At 62.5% G+C, this 18186-nt stretch carries 1 protein-coding gene; it reads left to right on the top strand.

What is annotated here, in order from left to right:
* The first annotated feature begins 53 nt into the window (after positions 1–53).
* Positions 54–18059, top strand: a complete 18006-nt coding sequence (locus AB8818_RS02060) for an Ig-like domain-containing protein (protein WP_192982423.1) — start codon at positions 54–56, stop codon at positions 18057–18059.
* Positions 18060–18186 lie beyond the last annotated feature (127 nt).

An 18186-nucleotide genomic window follows, 5' to 3' on the forward strand; every position in this document is an offset into this window, starting at 1 on the left:
ATCCGTCTGGTGGACATATCCACAGGAATCCGTACACCTGCAAGGAGAAGAATATGAGTAACGTAAAGGTTGTTGATGTCATCATTCGTAAAACGGCGGAGAAAACGAAATTAACCGGCGAAGGAAATCTGTCGGTGTCAATTTCATCGCCGAGCGTGATTGAAATTCAGGGCTCTGCTCAGGACGTGGTGCGTTATGTCCGCCAGGGTAAAGACCTTCTCATTTATATGAAGGACGGCAGCGTTATTCGCTGCAATAACTATTTTGTCGAAGATCCTGACACCCAACATCAGTCAGAGCTGGTGTTCAACGACGGGCAGGAGCTGTCTCATATCTCTTTTGCCGATGCCGGTGAAGCGTCAGGCGTTGCCGTCACTGAATTATCCGCGCAGGCCACACCCATTAGCAGCATTGAACCCTTCCTGGAGCAGGGAAGCGTCCTGAGCGATGCGCCGTGGGGCTGGATTGCAGGGGCGGCATTAGGCGGTGGTGCTATTGGCGCCCTGCTGGCCCACGGCGGAGATGGCGAAACAAAAACCAAAGTTATTGATAATACGAAGGAAGTAGAAAGCGCCACGCCGACCTTTTTGCTGTCGGACAAGGTGGGCGACAAGCAGGGAGTACTGAGCGCAAACGCGATCACGGACGACAACGCGCCGACCTTTAGCGGTACCGGTCAGCCGGGCGCGACCATCCAGATTAAAGACGGCAGCGGTAGCACCATCGCCAGCGCGATGGTCAGTAAAGACGGTACCTGGACGGTAAAACTTCCGACCCAGGCCGACGGAGAGCACACCTGGTCGGTGGTGCAGATCGACGGCAGTAAAACCACCTCTGCGGGCAGCATCACCGTCACCGTCTCTACGGCCGAGGCCACGCTTACGCTGGCAACAACGGCGGGGGACAACGTGATTAACGCCAGCGAGCAGTCCGCAGGCTTTACGCTCTCCGGTAGCAGCCAGCATCTGGCTGAGGGAACCGACGTCTCCGTGACGCTGAACGGTAAAACCTACACCGCTCAGGTGGGGGCAGACGGCGCTTGGCGCGTTAACGTCCCTGCGGCAGACGCGCAGGCGCTCGGCGACGGCACCTGGACGGTCAACGTCAGCGGCAAAGACGCGGCGGGGAATACCGTGAGCGGAAGCCAGACGATTGGCGTGGATACTGCCGCGCCAACCCTCTCCGTCGATACACTCGCGCAGGACAACATCATTAATGCCGCCGAGCACAACCAGCCGCTGACGCTGAGTGGCAAAACCAACGCGGAAGCCGGGCAGATTGTGACGGTGACGCTGAACGGCAAAAATTATAACGCCACGGTGGGCAGCGACGGCACCTGGTCCGTCACGCTGGCGGCCAGCGAGGTGCAGGCCCTTAATGAGGGAAACCATACCCTGACGGTGAACGTCAGTGACAAAGCGGGCAACGGCTCGTCCGTGACCGCAGATTTCACGGTGGATACCACCGCGCCGGTTGTCACCATCAATACTGTCGCGGGTGACGACATTCTGAACACCGGCGAGCAGGGCCAGGCGCAGATTATTTCCGGGCAGGCGAGCGGCGCGGCGGCAGGGGATGTCGTCACCGTGACCGTTGGCGGCCAGATCTTCACCGGCGTAGTACAGGCAGACGGCAGCTGGAGCGTGGGCGTTCCTGCCTCCGTCATCGGCGCGCTGGGTGAGGGCAACCACACCATTGCCGTCTCCGTCACTGATGCGGCGGGGAATACCGGTAGCGCCACGCACGGCATTTCGCTGAGCGGCAACCCGCCGGAATTCACGATTGACGCCATCAGCCAGGACAACGTGCTGAATGCCCGGGAGGCGATGCAGCCGCTGAGCCTGACCGGAACCAGCAACCTGCCGGACGGCAGCGCCGTCACCGTGACGCTGAACAACGTCAGCTATCACGCTACCGTCGAAAACGGTATCTGGGCGGTCCAGGTGCCGGTGTCCGACGTCCTCAATCTGGCGAACACCCTTTACACCGTCAGCGTCAGCGGCACCGACAGCGTGGGCAACAGCGGCTCTGCCGGGGCGACGCTGCTGGTGGATACCGTGCTTCCGCAGGTTATTATCAACACCTTTGCGGGCGACAACCTGGTCAATAACGCCGAAGCGGGCGTGGACCAAACCCTCAGCGGTCGCGTTACCGGCGCGGCGGCGGGCGATACGGTGTCTGTTACCGTGGGCGGCAAGAGCTACAGCGCCACGGTGGGCAGCGATCTGACCTGGAGCGTGAAAATCCCGTCAGCGGATCTTCAGGCGTTTGGCGACGGTGATTTAACCTTCACCGCATCGGTGACCAATTCGCACGGTAATACCGGCACCGGCGAGCGCGATATCAATATCAATGCGGAACTGCCGGGGCTGCGCGTAAACACCATTTCCGGCGATGACGTTATCAACGCCATCGAGCAGCAGCAGGACCTGACCGTCACCGGCGCCAGCACCCACCTGGCCGCGGGCACGACGATCGTCGTCACCATTAACAACGTCGAATATAACGCCGTGGTTACTGCCAGCGGCGGCTGGAGCATTGGTGTTCCTGCTGCGGACCTGCAGGCCTGGACGGCGGGAGAGGTGACGGTTAGCGTCAGCGCAAAAGATGCCTGGGGCAATACCGTTGCGGCTGAACACCCGATTGAACTCGATCTCAACGCCGTGGCGGTCACCATTGATACCGTCTCCGGCGATGACCTGCTGAATGCGGCTGAAAAAGGCAGTGATTTAACCCTTTCCGGCCAGACGCAGGGCGTGGAGGCGGGGCAAACCGTGGTGGTGAAATTTGCCGACCAGACCTTTACCGCGCAGGTGCAGCAGGATGGCTCCTGGAGCCTGACCGTGCCCGCCAGCGCCATGGAAACGCTGATTGACGGGCGCGCGCAGGTGAGCGTCAGCGTCACTAACATCAGCGGCAACAGCGCGGACGCCGCGCGCGTGGTCACGGTGGATACGCAGCCTCCGGCGATTACGCTCGATAACCTGACCGACGACAACATTATCAACGCGGCGGAAGCGCAGCAGGATTTAGCGTTAAGCGGCAGCAGCACGGCGGAACCTGGCCAGACGGTCACCGTGACGCTGAACGGCAAAAACTATCAGACCACCGTCCAGGCGGACGGAACCTGGCAACTGAGCGTGCCCGCGGCCGACGTGGGCGCGCTGGCAGACGGCATTGTTACCGTGACGGCAACCGTCAGCGACGTGGCGGGCAACACCAGCAGCGCCGATCGCGTGGGTCTGGTGGACGCAACCGTACCGCAGGTAACCATTAACGACTTTGTCACCGCCACCAACACCGTTAACCAGCTCGCCCATTCACAGGCGCAGATCCTGAGCGGCTCCGTCACCGGCGCGGCAGCGGGCGATCTTGTGACTGTCACCATTAACAGCGTGGATTACACCACCGTGGTGGACGCGGCGGGCAACTGGAGCCTCGGCCTGCCCGCGTCCGTCGTGCAGGGGCTGGCGGACGGCACCTGGACCATTAACGTCTCCGTGACCGACCAGTCCGGAAATACCGGCAGCAGCTCACTGGACGTGGTGGTGAATACCGTGACGCCAGCTATCGGCATTAACACGCTGGCGGCGGACGATGTGATCAATGCGACGGAGAAAGGCGAAGATCTGCAGATCTCCGGCTCCAGCAACCAGCCGGAAGGCACGACCATTACCGTGACCCTGAACGGTATCCACTATACGGCCACCGCTGACGCCAGCGGCAACTGGAGCGTGACCGTGCCTGCGGCCGCGGTCAGCGCGCTGGGCGAAGCGAATTACACCGTGACGGCGAGCGTCACCGATAGCGTGGGCAACAGCGCCTCAACCTCACACGAAGTGCTGGTGGACAGCTCGCTGCCGGTTGTAACGATCGACGCGCTGGCGGGTGACAATGTCGTTAACGCGGCGGAAGTGGCTGCAGGGCAAACCCTGACCGGCAAGGTGACGAATGCGGCGCCAGGTGACACTGTCACGATTACTCTTGGCGGCCAGACATACACTGCAACCGTGCAGGACGATCTCTCCTGGAGCCTGCCGTTAACCCAGAGCCAGCTAACCGCGCTTGGCAACGGCGATTTGACCGTATCCGCCAGCGTTAGCAACGCGCACGGCAATACCGGTTCGTCTTCGCTGGACTTCACCATCGACGCCCAGCTGCCGGGACTGCGTATTGATACCGTCGCAGGTGACGACGTGATCAACGTGATTGAACACGCTCAGAACCTGATTGTGTCCGGCACCAGCACCGATCTGGCGGCGGGCAGCACAGTGACCGTGACCATCAACGGCAATGCCTATTCCGCCACCGTGCTGGCGGACGGCACCTGGAAGGCCGCGGTACCAGCAGCGGACGTGTCCCAGTGGGCGGACGGTTCGCTCACCATCAGCGCCAGCGCAAAGGATGCCTCCGGCAACCCGGTGACCATCGGCACCGTCGTGGACGTCGATCTCGCGCCTGTCGCCATCACCATCAGCAGCGTGACCGACGATAACGTGCTCAACGCGGCGGAAAAAGGCCAGGACCTGGTGCTTTCCGGCTCCACGTCCAACGTTGAAGCGGGTCAGACCGTAACCATCACCTTCGCGGGTAAAACCTATACCACGATGGTGGATGCCAACGGCGACTGGACGTACACCGTTCCGGCAGCCGATCTGAGCGGACTGAAAGACGGCGACGCCAGCGTGCAGGTGAGCGTCACTAACGTCAACGGCAACGCGGCGTCTTCGGCGCAGGAATTCAGCGTCGATACCGCCGCGCCGACGGTCACGATTAACACCATCAGCGGCGATAACATGCTGAACGCGGCAGAGGCGGCGCAGGATCTGACCCTGAGCGGGACCTCTACTGCTGAGGTGGGCCAGACGGTCACCGTGAACTTCAACGGCAAGCAGTACAGCGCGCAGGTTCAGGCGGACGGCAGCTGGACGCTGGACGTTCCGGCAGCCGATCTGGTGGGTATTTCCGACGGCAGCGCCACGGTCACCGCTTCCGTTTCCGATAAAGCCGGCAACCCGGCCAGCGCGGATGCTTCCGTGTTGGTGGATACCACCGTACCGCAGATTAGCTTTAACATCGTTGCGGGCGACGACATCGTGAATATTGCCGAGCACGGCCAGGCGCTGATCGTCTCCGGTAAGGTGACGGGCGCGCAGGCGGGCGACGTGATTACCGTCACCCTGAACGGCAAAGACTACACCGCCATGCTGGACGCGTCCGGAAGCTGGAGCGTGGGCGTTCCGGCGACGGACGTGGGCGCGCTGACAAACGGCGACCAGACGATTTCCGCGACCCTCACCGATAAAGCCGGTAACAGCACCAACGCGACGCACGAGTTTGACGTCTCCCTGACCGCGCCGGTCATTGCCATCAATACCCTGGCGGCTGACGACGTGATTAACGCCGTCGAGAAGGGCCAGGATCTGCAGGTGTCCGGTACCAGCAACCAGCCTGAGGGTACCACCATTACGGTGACCCTGAACGGCATCAATTACACCGCTACTACCGACGCCAGCGGCAGCTGGAGCGTCACCGTTCCGGCGGCAAACGTTGCTGCGCTGGGCGAAGCGAACTATGCCGTGACGGCAGCAGTGACCGACGCGGCGGGCAACAGCGCAAGCGCCAGCCATGACGTGCTGGTCGACAGCGCGCTGCCGCAGGTGTCCATCAACCCTGTTGCCACGGACGATGTCATTAACGCAGCGGAAGTGGCTGCCGGGCAGACTCTTAGCGGCAAAGTGAGCGGTGCGGTGAGCGGTGACACTGTCACTATTTCAATCGGCGGCAATACGTATACTGCCACCGTTCAGGACGATCTGAGCTGGTCGGTCAACGTGCCGTCCACGGTCTTAACCGCCATCGGTAACGGCGATCTGACGGTGTCAGCCAGCGTCACCAACGGCCACGGCAACACCGGCTCCGGCGAGCGCGACATCACCATTGACGCCAACCTGCCGGGCCTGCGCGTAGATACCGTGGCGGGCGACGATGTCATCAACAGCATTGAGCACGCTCAGAACCTGATTATCACCGGCTCCAGCGACGGCCTGGCAGCGGGCGCGGCGTTAACAGTCACCGTCAACGGCAAAACCTACGCCGCAACGGTGCTGGCGGACGGCACCTGGACGGCGGCCATTCCGGCGGCAGACGTCAGCGCGCTCGGCGCAGGCACGGTCACCGTGAAGGTCGAGGGGAATAGCGCGGCGGGCAACCCGGTCTCCATCAACCATGACGTGACGGTGGATCTGGCGGCGGTCGCCATCAGCATTGATGCGATTGCCACCGACGACGTGATTAACGCGGCGGAGAAAGGCGCGGACCTGGTGCTGTCCGGCTCGACCACCAACGTGGAAGAAAACCAGACCGTCACCATCACCTTCGGCGGCAAGTCGTACACCGCGACCGTGGATGCCAGCGGCAACTGGACGGCGACCGTACCGTCTGCCGATTTGGGCAGCCTGAAGGACGGCGATGCCAGCGTGCAGGTGAGCGTCACCAACGTGAACGGCAACAGCGCGTCGGCAGGCCGCGAGTACAGCGTGGACGCCACCGCGCCGACGGTGTCTATCGAGATCGTCAGCGACAACAACATCATCAATGCGGCCGAAGCGCAGCAGGATCTGGTTGTTAACGGCGTGAGCAACGCCGAAGCGGGCCAGACGGTCACCGTGACGCTGAACGGCGTGGACTACACCACCACCGTGCAGGCAAACGGCAGCTGGAGCGTGACCGTGCCGTCCGCGGATCTGAGCGGTATTACCGACGGCAACTACACCATGAGCGCCGCCGTGTCTGATAAGGCGGGCAACCCGGCCTCTGCGGATCGCGACGTGCTGGTCGATACCACCGTCCCGCAACTGACCATTAACACCGTTTCCGACGACGACGTGATCAACAGCGTCGAGCACGCGCAGGCCCTGATTGTCACCGGTTCCGTGACCGGCGCGGCTGCGGGCGACGTGGTCACTGTTACCCTCAATAACAAATCGTACACCGCCACCCTGGACGCCTCCGGCAACTGGAGCGTGGGCGTACCTGCGGCAGACGTTACCGCTCTCACCGCCGGGGATTACACCATCACCGCGGCGCTGACCGATAAGGCGGGCAACAGCAACAGCGCCACGCACGGCGTGGAGGTGAACCTGACCGCGCCGGTGCTGACCATCGACACCGTTTCCGGTGACGATGTGATCAACAATACCGAGAAAACCCAGGAACTGACGATCTCCGGTACGGCCTCCGGCCTGGCGACGGGCGCGGTGGTGACCGTGATGCTGAACGGCAAAGCGTACAGCGCGCAGGTAGACAGCAACGGAAAATGGACCACCACCGTTCCGGCTAGCGAGGTAGGTCAACTGGGCGAGGCGCTTTACACCGTCACCGCATCGGCGACGGACAGCGTTGGCAACAGCACCAGCGCGTCGCACGCCGTGAACGTCGAGTCCGTTCTGCCGGGGGTTATCATCAACACCGTCGCGGGTGATGACGTTATTAACGCGGCGGAGCTGGCAGCCGGCCAGACCATCAGCGGTAAGGTGGTGAACGCTGAGGCGGGCAACACCGTGACTGTGGCGATTGGCGGCAACAGCTACACCGCAACGGTGCAGAGCGATCTCACCTGGTCCGTGAACGTGCCGTCCGACGTGCTGACCGCGCTGGGTAACGGCGATCTGACCGTGTCAGCCAGCGTTACCAACGACGTGGGCAATAGCGGAACGGGCGAGCGCGAAATCGTGATAGACGCTAACCTGCCGGGCCTGCGCGTGGATACCGTGGCGGGTGACGACGTGATCAACAGCATCGAACGTACTCAAAACCTGATTATCACCGGCTCCAGCGACGGCCTTGCAGCGGGCGCGACGCTGACCGTGACTGTAAACAACAAAACCTATCCGGCGACCGTGCTGGCCGACGGCACCTGGAGCGCGGCTATTCCGGCGGCAGACGTCAGCGCGCTGAACGCAGGCACGGTCACCGTGACCGTCACGGGCCAGAGCAGCGCGGGTAACCCGGTTTCCATCAGCCACGATGTGACGGTGGATCTGGCAAGCGTCGCCATCAGCATTGACGCCATCGCCACGGATGATGTGATTAACGCGGCCGAGAAGGGCGCGGATCTGCTGCTCTCCGGCACCACAAGCAATGTGGAAGAAAACCAGACCGTCACCATCATCTTCGGCGGCAAGAGCTATACCGCGACCGTAGGCCCCGATGGCAAGTGGACGACCACGGTGCCATCAGCCGATCTGGCGGGCCAGAAAGACGGCGACGCCAGCGTGCAGGTGAGCGTCACCAACGTCAACGGCAACAGCGCCTCGGCGGGCCGCGAGTACAGCGTGGATGCGACCGCGCCGTCCGTGACCATAAACACCCTGGCGACGGACGACATTCTGAACGCGACGGAGGCGAAAGCCGATCTGACCGTATCCGGTACCAGCACCGCCGAAGCGGGCCAGACGGTCACCGTCTCGCTGAACGGTAAAGACTACACCACAACCGTCAGCGCAGACGGCAACTGGACGCTGAACGTTCCGGCGGCAGATCTGGCTGGGTTAACCGACGGCAGCGTGACCGTCACCGCATCGGTAAGCGATAAAGCGGGTAACCCGGCGTCCGTGGATCACAACCTGGCGGTAGATATCACCGCGCCTGCGGTGACCATCAACACCGTTGCGGGTGATGATGTCATTAACATTACAGAGCACGGCCAGGCGCAAATCATCAGCGGCACCGCCACAGGCGCGGCAGCGGGCGATAAGGTCACCGTCACGATTGGCGGCCAGACCTACACCACCGTGCTGGACGCGGCGGGTAACTGGAGCGTGGGCGTACCGGCGAACGTGATTTCCGGCCTCAGCGACGGCACCGTGACCATCACGGCGTCAGTCACCGACGCGGCGGGCAATACCGGCACCGGCACGCATAACGTGACCGTGGATACCGGGCTGCCATCGGTGGCCTTCAACGCCATCAGCGGCGATAACGTTCTGAACGCGGCAGAAAAAGGTCAGGATCTGAACGTCAGCGGCACCAGCGCCAACCTTGCGGAAGGCACCGTGATGACCGTAACCCTGAACGGTAAAAACTACACGGCGACAACGGCGGCAGACGGCACCTGGAGCCTGACGGTTCCGGCCGCCGATCTGGCCGGCCTCGGCCAGGCTAACTACACCCTGAACGCGACCGCCACCAACGGCGTGGGCAACAGCGTGAGCAACACCGCGAACCTGCTGGTGGACACCGCGCTGCCGACCGTCACCATCAACACCGTGGCGGGCGATAACGTCATTAACGCGGCGGAAGTGGCAGCGGGCCAGACCCTGAGCGGCACCGTGGCGAATGCCGAAGCGGGTAACACCGTGACTGTCACCCTCGGCGGAAACACGTACACCGCAACGGTGCAGGACGATCTGACCTGGTCCGTGAACGTGCCGTCTGACGTGCTGGCCGCCCTGGGCAACGGCAACCTGAGCGTGACGGCGACCGTCACCAACGGCCACGGCAACACCGGTTCCGGCGAGCGCGACATTGCCATTGACGCTAACCTGCCGGGCCTGCGCGTCAATACCGTGGCGGGCGACAATGTCGTCAACAGCATTGAGCACGCGCAGAACCTGATTGTCACCGGTTCCAGCGACGGGCTGGCGGCGGGCACGGCGCTGACGGTGACCGTCAACGGTAAAGACTATGCGGCGACGGTGCTGGCGGACGGCACCTGGAGTGCGGCGATCCCGTCCACCGACGTGAACGCGTGGCCGGAAGGCACCGTCAAAATCAGCGTTACCGGCGACAGCGCGGCGGGCAACCCGATTACCATCAGCCACGACGTGACGGTGGATCTGGCGACCGTTGCCATCAGCATCAATTCCATCGCTACCGACGACGTGATTAACGCGGCGGAGAAGGGCGCGGATCTGGTGCTGTCCGGTGCGACCACCAACGTGGAAGCCGGGCAGACCGTGACTATCAGCCTGAACGGCAAAATCTATACCGCGACAGTAGACGACAGCGGTAACTGGACCTGGACCGTGCCGTCTGCGGATCTGGTACACCTCAAGGATGGCGACGCCAGTGTGCAGGTGAGCGTCACTAACGTGAACGGCAACAGCGCGTCGGCGGGCCGTGAGTACAGCGTGGATGCCACCGCGCCGTCCGTGACCATCAATACCCTGGCATCCGACGATATTCTGAATGCCGCAGAAGCGCAGTCCGATCTGACCATTTCCGGCACCACCACCGCCGAAGCGGGCCAGACCGTGACCGTGACGCTGAACGGCAAAGACTACACCACAACCGCAGGCGCGGACGGCAGCTGGACGCTGAACGTTCCGGCGGCGGATCTGGCATCGCTCGGCGACGGCAGCGTCACCGTGACGGCGAGCGTCAGCGACAAGGCGGGCAATCCGGCGTCGGTTGATCACACTCTGACGGTCGACGTGACCGTGCCTGCGGTGACCATCAACACCGTGGCGGGAGACGATGTGATTAACATCGCTGAGCACGCTCAGGCGCAGATCGTCAGCGGCACCGCCACCGGCGCGGCGGCGGGCGATAAGGTCACCGTCACGATTGGCGGCCAGACGTACACCACCGTGCTGGACGCGGCGGGCAACTGGAGCGTCGGCGTACCGGCCAGCGTCATTTCCGGCCTCAGCGACGGCACCGTAACCGTTACTGCGTCAGTCACCGACGCGGCGGGCAACACCGGCACCGGCACGCATAACGTGACCGTCGATACCGGCCTGCCGTCCGTGGCGTTCAACGCCATCAGCGGCGACAACGTGCTGAACGCGGTGGAGAAAGGCCAGGACCTGAGCGTCAGCGGCACCAGCGCCAACCTGGCGGAAGGCACTGTGGTGACCGTGACCCTGAACGGTAAAAACTACGCGGCCACGACGGCGGCAGACGGCACCTGGAGCCTGACCGTTCCGGCAGCGGATCTGGCGGGGCTGGGCGAAGCGAACTACACCCTGAGCGTCGCCGCCACCAACGGCGTGGGCAACAGCATCAGCAATACGGCGACCCTTCTGGTGGACACCGCGCTGCCAACCGTCACCATCAACACCGTGGCGGGCGATAACGTCATCAACGCGGCGGAAGTGGCGGCAGGCCAGACCATCAGCGGTAAGGTAGCGAACGCGGAAGCGGGCAACACGGTAACCGTGAATATCGGCGGCAACAGCTACACCGCAACGGTGCAGAGCGATCTGACCTGGTCCGTTAACGTGCCGGAATCCGTCCTGACAGCCCTGGGCAACGGCAATTTGACCGTATCGGCGACCGTCACCAACGGCCACGGCAACACTGGCGCGGGCGAGCGCGAAATCGTTATAGACGCCAGCCTGCCGGGTCTGCGCATTGATACCGTGGCGGGCGACGATGTGATCAACAGCATCGAGCACGGACAGAACCTGATTATCACCGGCTCCAGCGACGGGCTCGCGGCGGGCACCACGCTCACCGTGACCGTCAATGGCAAAACCTATGCGGCCTCCGTGCTGGCAGATGGCAGCTGGAGCGCGGCGATCCCGGCGGCAGACGTTGGTGCCCTTGCTGCGGGCACGGTCACCGTGACCGTTGCTGGCCAGAGCGCGGCGGGCAACCCGGTGACCATCAGCCACGATGTCACCGTCGATCTGTCTGTCGTTGCCGTCAGTATCGATGTGATTGCCACCGACGACGTTATTAACGCGGCGGAGAAAGGCGCGGATCTGGTGCTCTCGGGCAGCACCTCGAACGTGGAGGAAAACCAGACCGTTACCGTTACCTTCGGCGGCAAGACGTACACCACGAAAGTGGACGCCGACGGTAACTGGACGGCAACCGTACCGTCTGCGGATCTCGCGGGCCTGAAAGAGGGCGATGCCAGCGTGCAGGTGAACGTCACCAACGCGCACGGCAACAGCGCCTCGGCGGGCCGCGAGTACAGCGTGGATACGACCGTGCCTGCCGTGACCATTGATACGGTGGCCGGTGATAACGTGATTAACGCCAGCGAAGCGGCTGCGGGCGTGACCGTCTCCGGTACCACCACGGCGGAAGCCGGGCAGACGGTCACCGTGACGTTGGGCGGTAAGAGCTATACCGCGCAGGTGCAGCAGGGCGGCATCTGGAGCGTGAACGTGCCGGGTACAGACCTGTCCGCACTGGCGGATAACGGCTACACCGTGCAGGCCAGCGTGAGCGACGCCGCGGGTAACCCGGGCAGCGCGGGCAAGACGATTACGCTTGATACCACGCCGCCGACCGTCAGCTTTAACGCTGTCGCGGGCGATAACGTCATCAACAGCGTGGAGCACGGGCAGGCGCAGATTGTCAGCGGTACGGCAACCGGCGCGAGCGTCGGCGATAAGCTGGTCATCACCATCGGTTCGAACCAGTACACCACCACCGTTGACGCCAGCGGTAACTGGAGCGTGGGCGTTCCGGCCAGCGTGATTTCCGCGCTGACCGACGGCACCGTGACCCTCAGCGCGACGATTACCGACAGCGCGGGCAACAGCAGCACCCGCACCCACGATGTGGAGGTCAATACTGCATCGGTCGGGCTGACGGTTAACACCATCAGCGGCGATGACGTCATTAACGCGGCAGAAGCGGGCAGTTCACTGGTGATTAACGGCTCCAGCGCCCAGTTCGCCAGCGGGACGCAGGTCACCGTGACGCTGAACGGCAAGACCTATACGGCCACCATCCAGAACGACGGCAGCTGGACGACCACCGTTCCGGCCGCCGACGTGGGTGCCCTGGCGGATGGCGCGAGCTATCAGGTGTCTGTGTCGGCGCAGGACAGCGCGGGCAACAGCGCGTCGGCGACGCACGGCATCAGCGTGGATACCACCGCGCCGGTCGTGAGCATTGCGACGCTGTCCGGCGACGACATGCTGAACGCGCTTGAAACGCAGCAGCCGCTGACCGTGCACGGCTCCTCCAGCGCGGAGGCGGGCCAGAGCGTCACCGTTTCCCTGGGCGGTAAGACCTACACCGCAACCGTGGCAAACGACGGCACCTGGACGCTCGACGTGCCGGCGTCAGATCTGGCCGCCCTGAGCCAGGGCGCGCTGACGGTCACCGCATCGGTCAACGACAAAGCCGGCAACGGCGGCCAGACCACGCATACCTTAACGGTAGACACCGTCGCGCCAATCGTAACCATCAGCACCGTGGCCGATGACGATATCGTCAACAACGCGGAGCAGCTGGCGGGCCAGACGATCCGTGGTACCACCACGGCGGAACAGGGCCAGACGGTGACCGTCTCCTTCAACGGGCACAGCTATCAGGCAACCGTCGGGGCGGACGGATCGTGGTCGGTCTTCGTGCCGGGCCGCGATTTCCTCGGCCTGAGCGACGGGGATTACACCATCACCGCTTCAGTAAGCGACAGGGCGGGCAACCCGGGCAGCGCAACGCACGCCGTGACGCTGAACGGCGATGTCCCAACCATCACCATTAACACCTTTGCGCAGGACGATATCGTCAACGCCGCCGAGCACGGAACGCCGCTGATTATCAGCGGCACCACCGACGCCCCGGCGGGCCAGACGGTGACCATCACCCTGAACGGTAAAACCTATACGGCGACCGTGCAGAATGACGGCTCCTGGAGCTACACGCTGGGCAGCGCAGACGTGGCCGCGCTGGCGGACGGCGGTTCGTACGTGATTAACGCGCAGGTCAGCAACGCCATCGGCAACAGCGCCAGCGATAACCACACCGTCACGGTGGATCTCACCGCGCCGTCGATGGGCATCAGCATTGATTCGCTGCAAAACGACACCGGCCTGAGCGCGAGTGATTTCATCACCAACGACGCTCAGGTGGTGGTCAACGGCTCGCTGACCTCGCAGCTCGGCAATAACGAAAAGGCGCAGATCAGCCTTGACGGCGGCACCACCTGGATTGACCTGACCGTGACCGGCACCAGCTGGCGCTACACCGATGGTCGCACCCTGACGGACGGTACGTACCAGTACCAGGTGCGCGTTATCGATAACGCGGGCAACGTCGGGGCGACGGACAGCCAGGACGTGGTGATTGACCTGACGAAGCCAGCGGCTACGACGATTACGGTCGATTCCATCACCCAGGATACCGGCCTGTCCGGCAGCGACTTTATCACCAGCGACAACCAGATCAGCCTGAAAGGGACGCTCGGCGCGGCGCTGGGCAGCGGCGACCACGCGCAGATCAGTCTGGACGGCGGCGTTACCTGGATCGACGTCAGCGTCAGCGGCCTGAGCTGGACGTACGTTGATGGCCGCACGCTGGCCGACGGGGATTACAACTACCAGCTGCGCGTGATTGACGACGCGGGCAATATCAGCGCCACCGCCAGCCAGGTGGTGACCATTGATACGGTTGCACCGGACGCCAGTAAAACTATCGCCATCGATAGCATCAGCGACGATACCGGTCTGAGCGGCAGCGACTTTATCACTAACGATACGTCCCTGACCCTGCACGGCTCGCTCGGCGCGACGCTGGCGGACGGTGAGTATGCCCAGATCAGCATCGACGGTGGCGTTACCTGGCAAAACGTGATTGTCACCGGCAACAGCTGGTACTACGTGGACGGTCGCACGCTGGGTAATCAGACCTATGACTACTACGTTCGCGTTGTGGATGCGGCGGGCAACGTGGGCGCCAGCGCCCATCAGCAGGTGACCGTCGATACGGTCGCGCCGGATGCAGCGATTACAGTGACCGTGGATAACATCACCGTGGATACCGGCTTCGACAATAACGACTTCCTGACCAGTTCGACCTCGTACACGCTGCACGGAACGCTCGGCGCAGAACTCGGCGCGGGTGAATTCGTGCAGGTGAGCGTGGATGGCGGCAGCACCTGGGTGTACGCCACCGTAAGCGGTACGCAGTGGAGCTACAGCGACACCCGTACCCTGACCGACGGTAGCCATAACTATCAGGTGCGGGTCGTTGACCAGGCAGGCAACGTTGGGGCAACCACTTCGCAGGCGGTGACGGTGGATACCCAGGCGCCGCAGTACGGCATCACCATCGACAGCATCAGCGAAGATACCGGACAGTCCGGCAGTGATTTCATCACCATGGACACCACGCTGACCATCAACGGTTCGCTGGGCAGCGCGCTGGCAAACGACGAGCGCGTACAGATCAGCCTGGACGGCGGGAATACCTGGTCAGATGCCACGGTCACCAACCAGCGCTGGAGCTACACCGATACCCGCGATCTGCCTGACGGGGACTACACCTACCAGGTGCGGATTATCGACCAGGCGGGCAACGTCGGCTCCACCGCGTCGCAGGTGGTGACGGTGGACACCACGCCGCCTACCACGGTCGGCAGCGTAGTGAGCTATACCGACGGCGAAGGCGAGCGTCAGGGTACCTTTGGCAGTACGGTGGCAACGGACGATAACGCGCCGCTGATCAACGGGACGCTTAACCGCGCTCCGGATGACGGTGAAATTGTTCAGCTCTACCGTGACGGCGTCCTGCTCGGCCAGGTGACGATGAACGGCAGCGCAAGCTGGTCCTTCCAGGACAACGGCCTGAGCGACGGCAATCACATCTACATTGTGCGCGTCACCGACAGGGCCGGTAACTACACGGAATCCGATGGCTTCGTGCTGAACGTGGATACCAGCATCCCGACTACCACGGTGGCGATTACCGCGCAGACCACGTCGGATACCACGCCGATCGTCAGCGGTACCGTCTCCGCTGACCTGGTGAACGGTGAATACCTGGTGGTAACGGTGAACGGAAAAACCTACACCTCCCAGACCGGCGGCGCGGTGGTGGTCGACCCGGATCATAACACCTGGTATCTGCAGATCCCGGACGGCGACGCCCTGAGCGTGGCGAGCTACAGCGTGACGGCGCAGGTGAAGAGCAGCGCGGGTAACGGCAATACCACCGGTACGGCGACGGGCAGCCTGGTGATTGATACCACCTCGGTGAATACCGACTGGGCGACCACGGCGGGGAACAGCAACAACTCGACCATGACCTTCGGCATCAACAGCAGCGGTCTGTGGAATATCATTGCTAACGGTCAGTCTTACTCCAGCAGCGATAGCTCGACCTATGCCGGCAATACGCTGACCAATACCCGTAACTACTACGTGGTGAGCCAGACCGCCGCCGACTTTGACCGTAACGGCACGCAGGATATCTTCGCGACGGAGACCACCTATTCGGGCTCTACGCAGGTGATGTGGACCTATGATGGCAGCACCTATAACGCCAGCCAGTTGGCAATGGGCACCACCATCTGGTACGGCGGCGTGATTGCGTACGATAAAACCGGCGATGGCTATCTGGATCTGGCGTACGGTGACTCAGGCGCGGACTCCATTACCTATTTGATCAACAACAACGGGGTACTCTCGCCTGACGGCACCTACGGCGGCGCGGGTTTCTGGGGACAGTTCACCACCATGCGTGAAATCTCCGGCGTCGATATTAACAATGACGGCACCGTGGATGTGGTTCAGCACACCAACCGCAGCGGCGCGAACTCGTTAACCGTGATCAACAACAACGGCAACGGCACGCTCTCCATCGGCCAGAACCTGACCAACGTGTTTGTAGGGAACGCCTCGAATACCACCACGGCGGCGTCGATGACGTGGGCGGACTTCAACGGCGATGGCTACATGGATCTGTACCTGGGCAGCAGCTACAACAACAACGGAGGGGTGATCTACTACAACGACGGTACCGGGAAGCTCTCTGCCACCAAGAGCGCGGTGGAAGCCTCTAACGCCACGGCGGGGTATTTGTCGGTGGCGGTGGACTGGAACGGGGACGGGCAGATGGACATCATCAAGCTCAGCACCTACGGCGGTTCACAGACGGCGACGCTGTTCACTAACAACGGTTACGGTTCTACCTGGACCTCAAGCCAGCTGGCGTCCGGTATTGCCTACGCCACCGGTGTGGCGGCAGTGGACTACAACTGGGACGGCGCGAAGGATCTGCTGGTGTCGCAGCAGAACGGCAAGGTGGTGCTGGTGCAAAACAGCGCCAAAATTGCTGACGGTACCGCGATGCACCTGCACATTGTCGACAGCGAGGGCATCAACGCCTACTACGGCAACACGGTCAATCTGTACAACGCCGCGGGCGTGCTGGTGGCCTCGCAGATCATCAACGCCCAGTCCGGTATCGGTTCGAACGATACCTCTGCGCTGGTGAGCTTCTTCGGGCTGGATCCGAATGAAACCTATTCGGCGGAGATCCTGAAGATCACCAACGGCGTGTCGGATAACGTCACATGGAGCGGCCTGGAGGCGGGCAACGGCAAAGAGGGCTATGTCCTGACGGCCGAAGCCGCCACCGGGGGCCACAGCGGGACCATTACCGGAACCGGGTATAACGACACCTTTATCGCAGAAGATGGCACCTATACCTACAACGGCTCCGGCGGCTGGAATACCCATTCCGACTACGACACCTGGAGCAACACCGGTGGGATGGACGTGGTGGATTACCGCAATGCGACCTCCGGCGTGACCGTTGACCTGCGCCTTTCAACTGCGCAGGACACCGGGTTCGGTACGTCACGACTGCTCAACATTGAGGGGATCAACGGCTCGAACTTCGACGACGTCATTACCGGCAACAGCGGTGATAACCAGTTCGAAGGCCGAGGCGGGAACGACACCTTCAACATCGGCAGCGGCGGTCACGATACGTTGCTCTACAAGCTGATCAACGCCTCGGATGCGACGGGCGGTAACGGTCACGACGTGGTGAACGGCTTTACGGTCGGCACCTGGGAAGGGACCGCGGACACGGATCGCATCGACCTGCGCGATCTGCTCTCCGGCAGCGGCTATACCGGCACGGGCTCGGCGAGCTACGTGAACGGTGTGGCCACGCTGGACAGCAGCGCGGGCAATATCAGCGATTACATCCGCGTGGTGCAGAACGGCAGCAATACCGAGATCCAGGTTGACCTGGACGGTACCGGCGGTCAGTTCTCGCCAACCACCCTGGTGACCCTGAACGGCGTGCAGACGGATCTGGCAACGCTGCTGGCGAACCATCAGCTGTTAATTGCGTAAAACAACGCCGCGGGGAGCGATCCTCGCGGCCTTTTGCGTTTCTTTACATGAATAGACATAACCCTATATTTCACAAGATTATTTTGCGGGCTCGTTTAAAGAGTGTTCGAATTTTAATCACCCCGTA

The sequence above is a fragment of the Enterobacter sp. KB-280D8 genome (genome assembly GCF_041399405.1).
GTDB classification, from domain to species: Bacteria; Pseudomonadota; Gammaproteobacteria; order Enterobacterales; family Enterobacteriaceae; genus Enterobacter; species Enterobacter cloacae_N.

Coding starts and splice junctions, on each gene's coding strand:
- AB8818_RS02060 (WP_192982423.1), top strand. CDS start 54: ATGAGTAACGTAAAGGTTGTTGATGTCATCATTCGTAAAACGGCGGAG.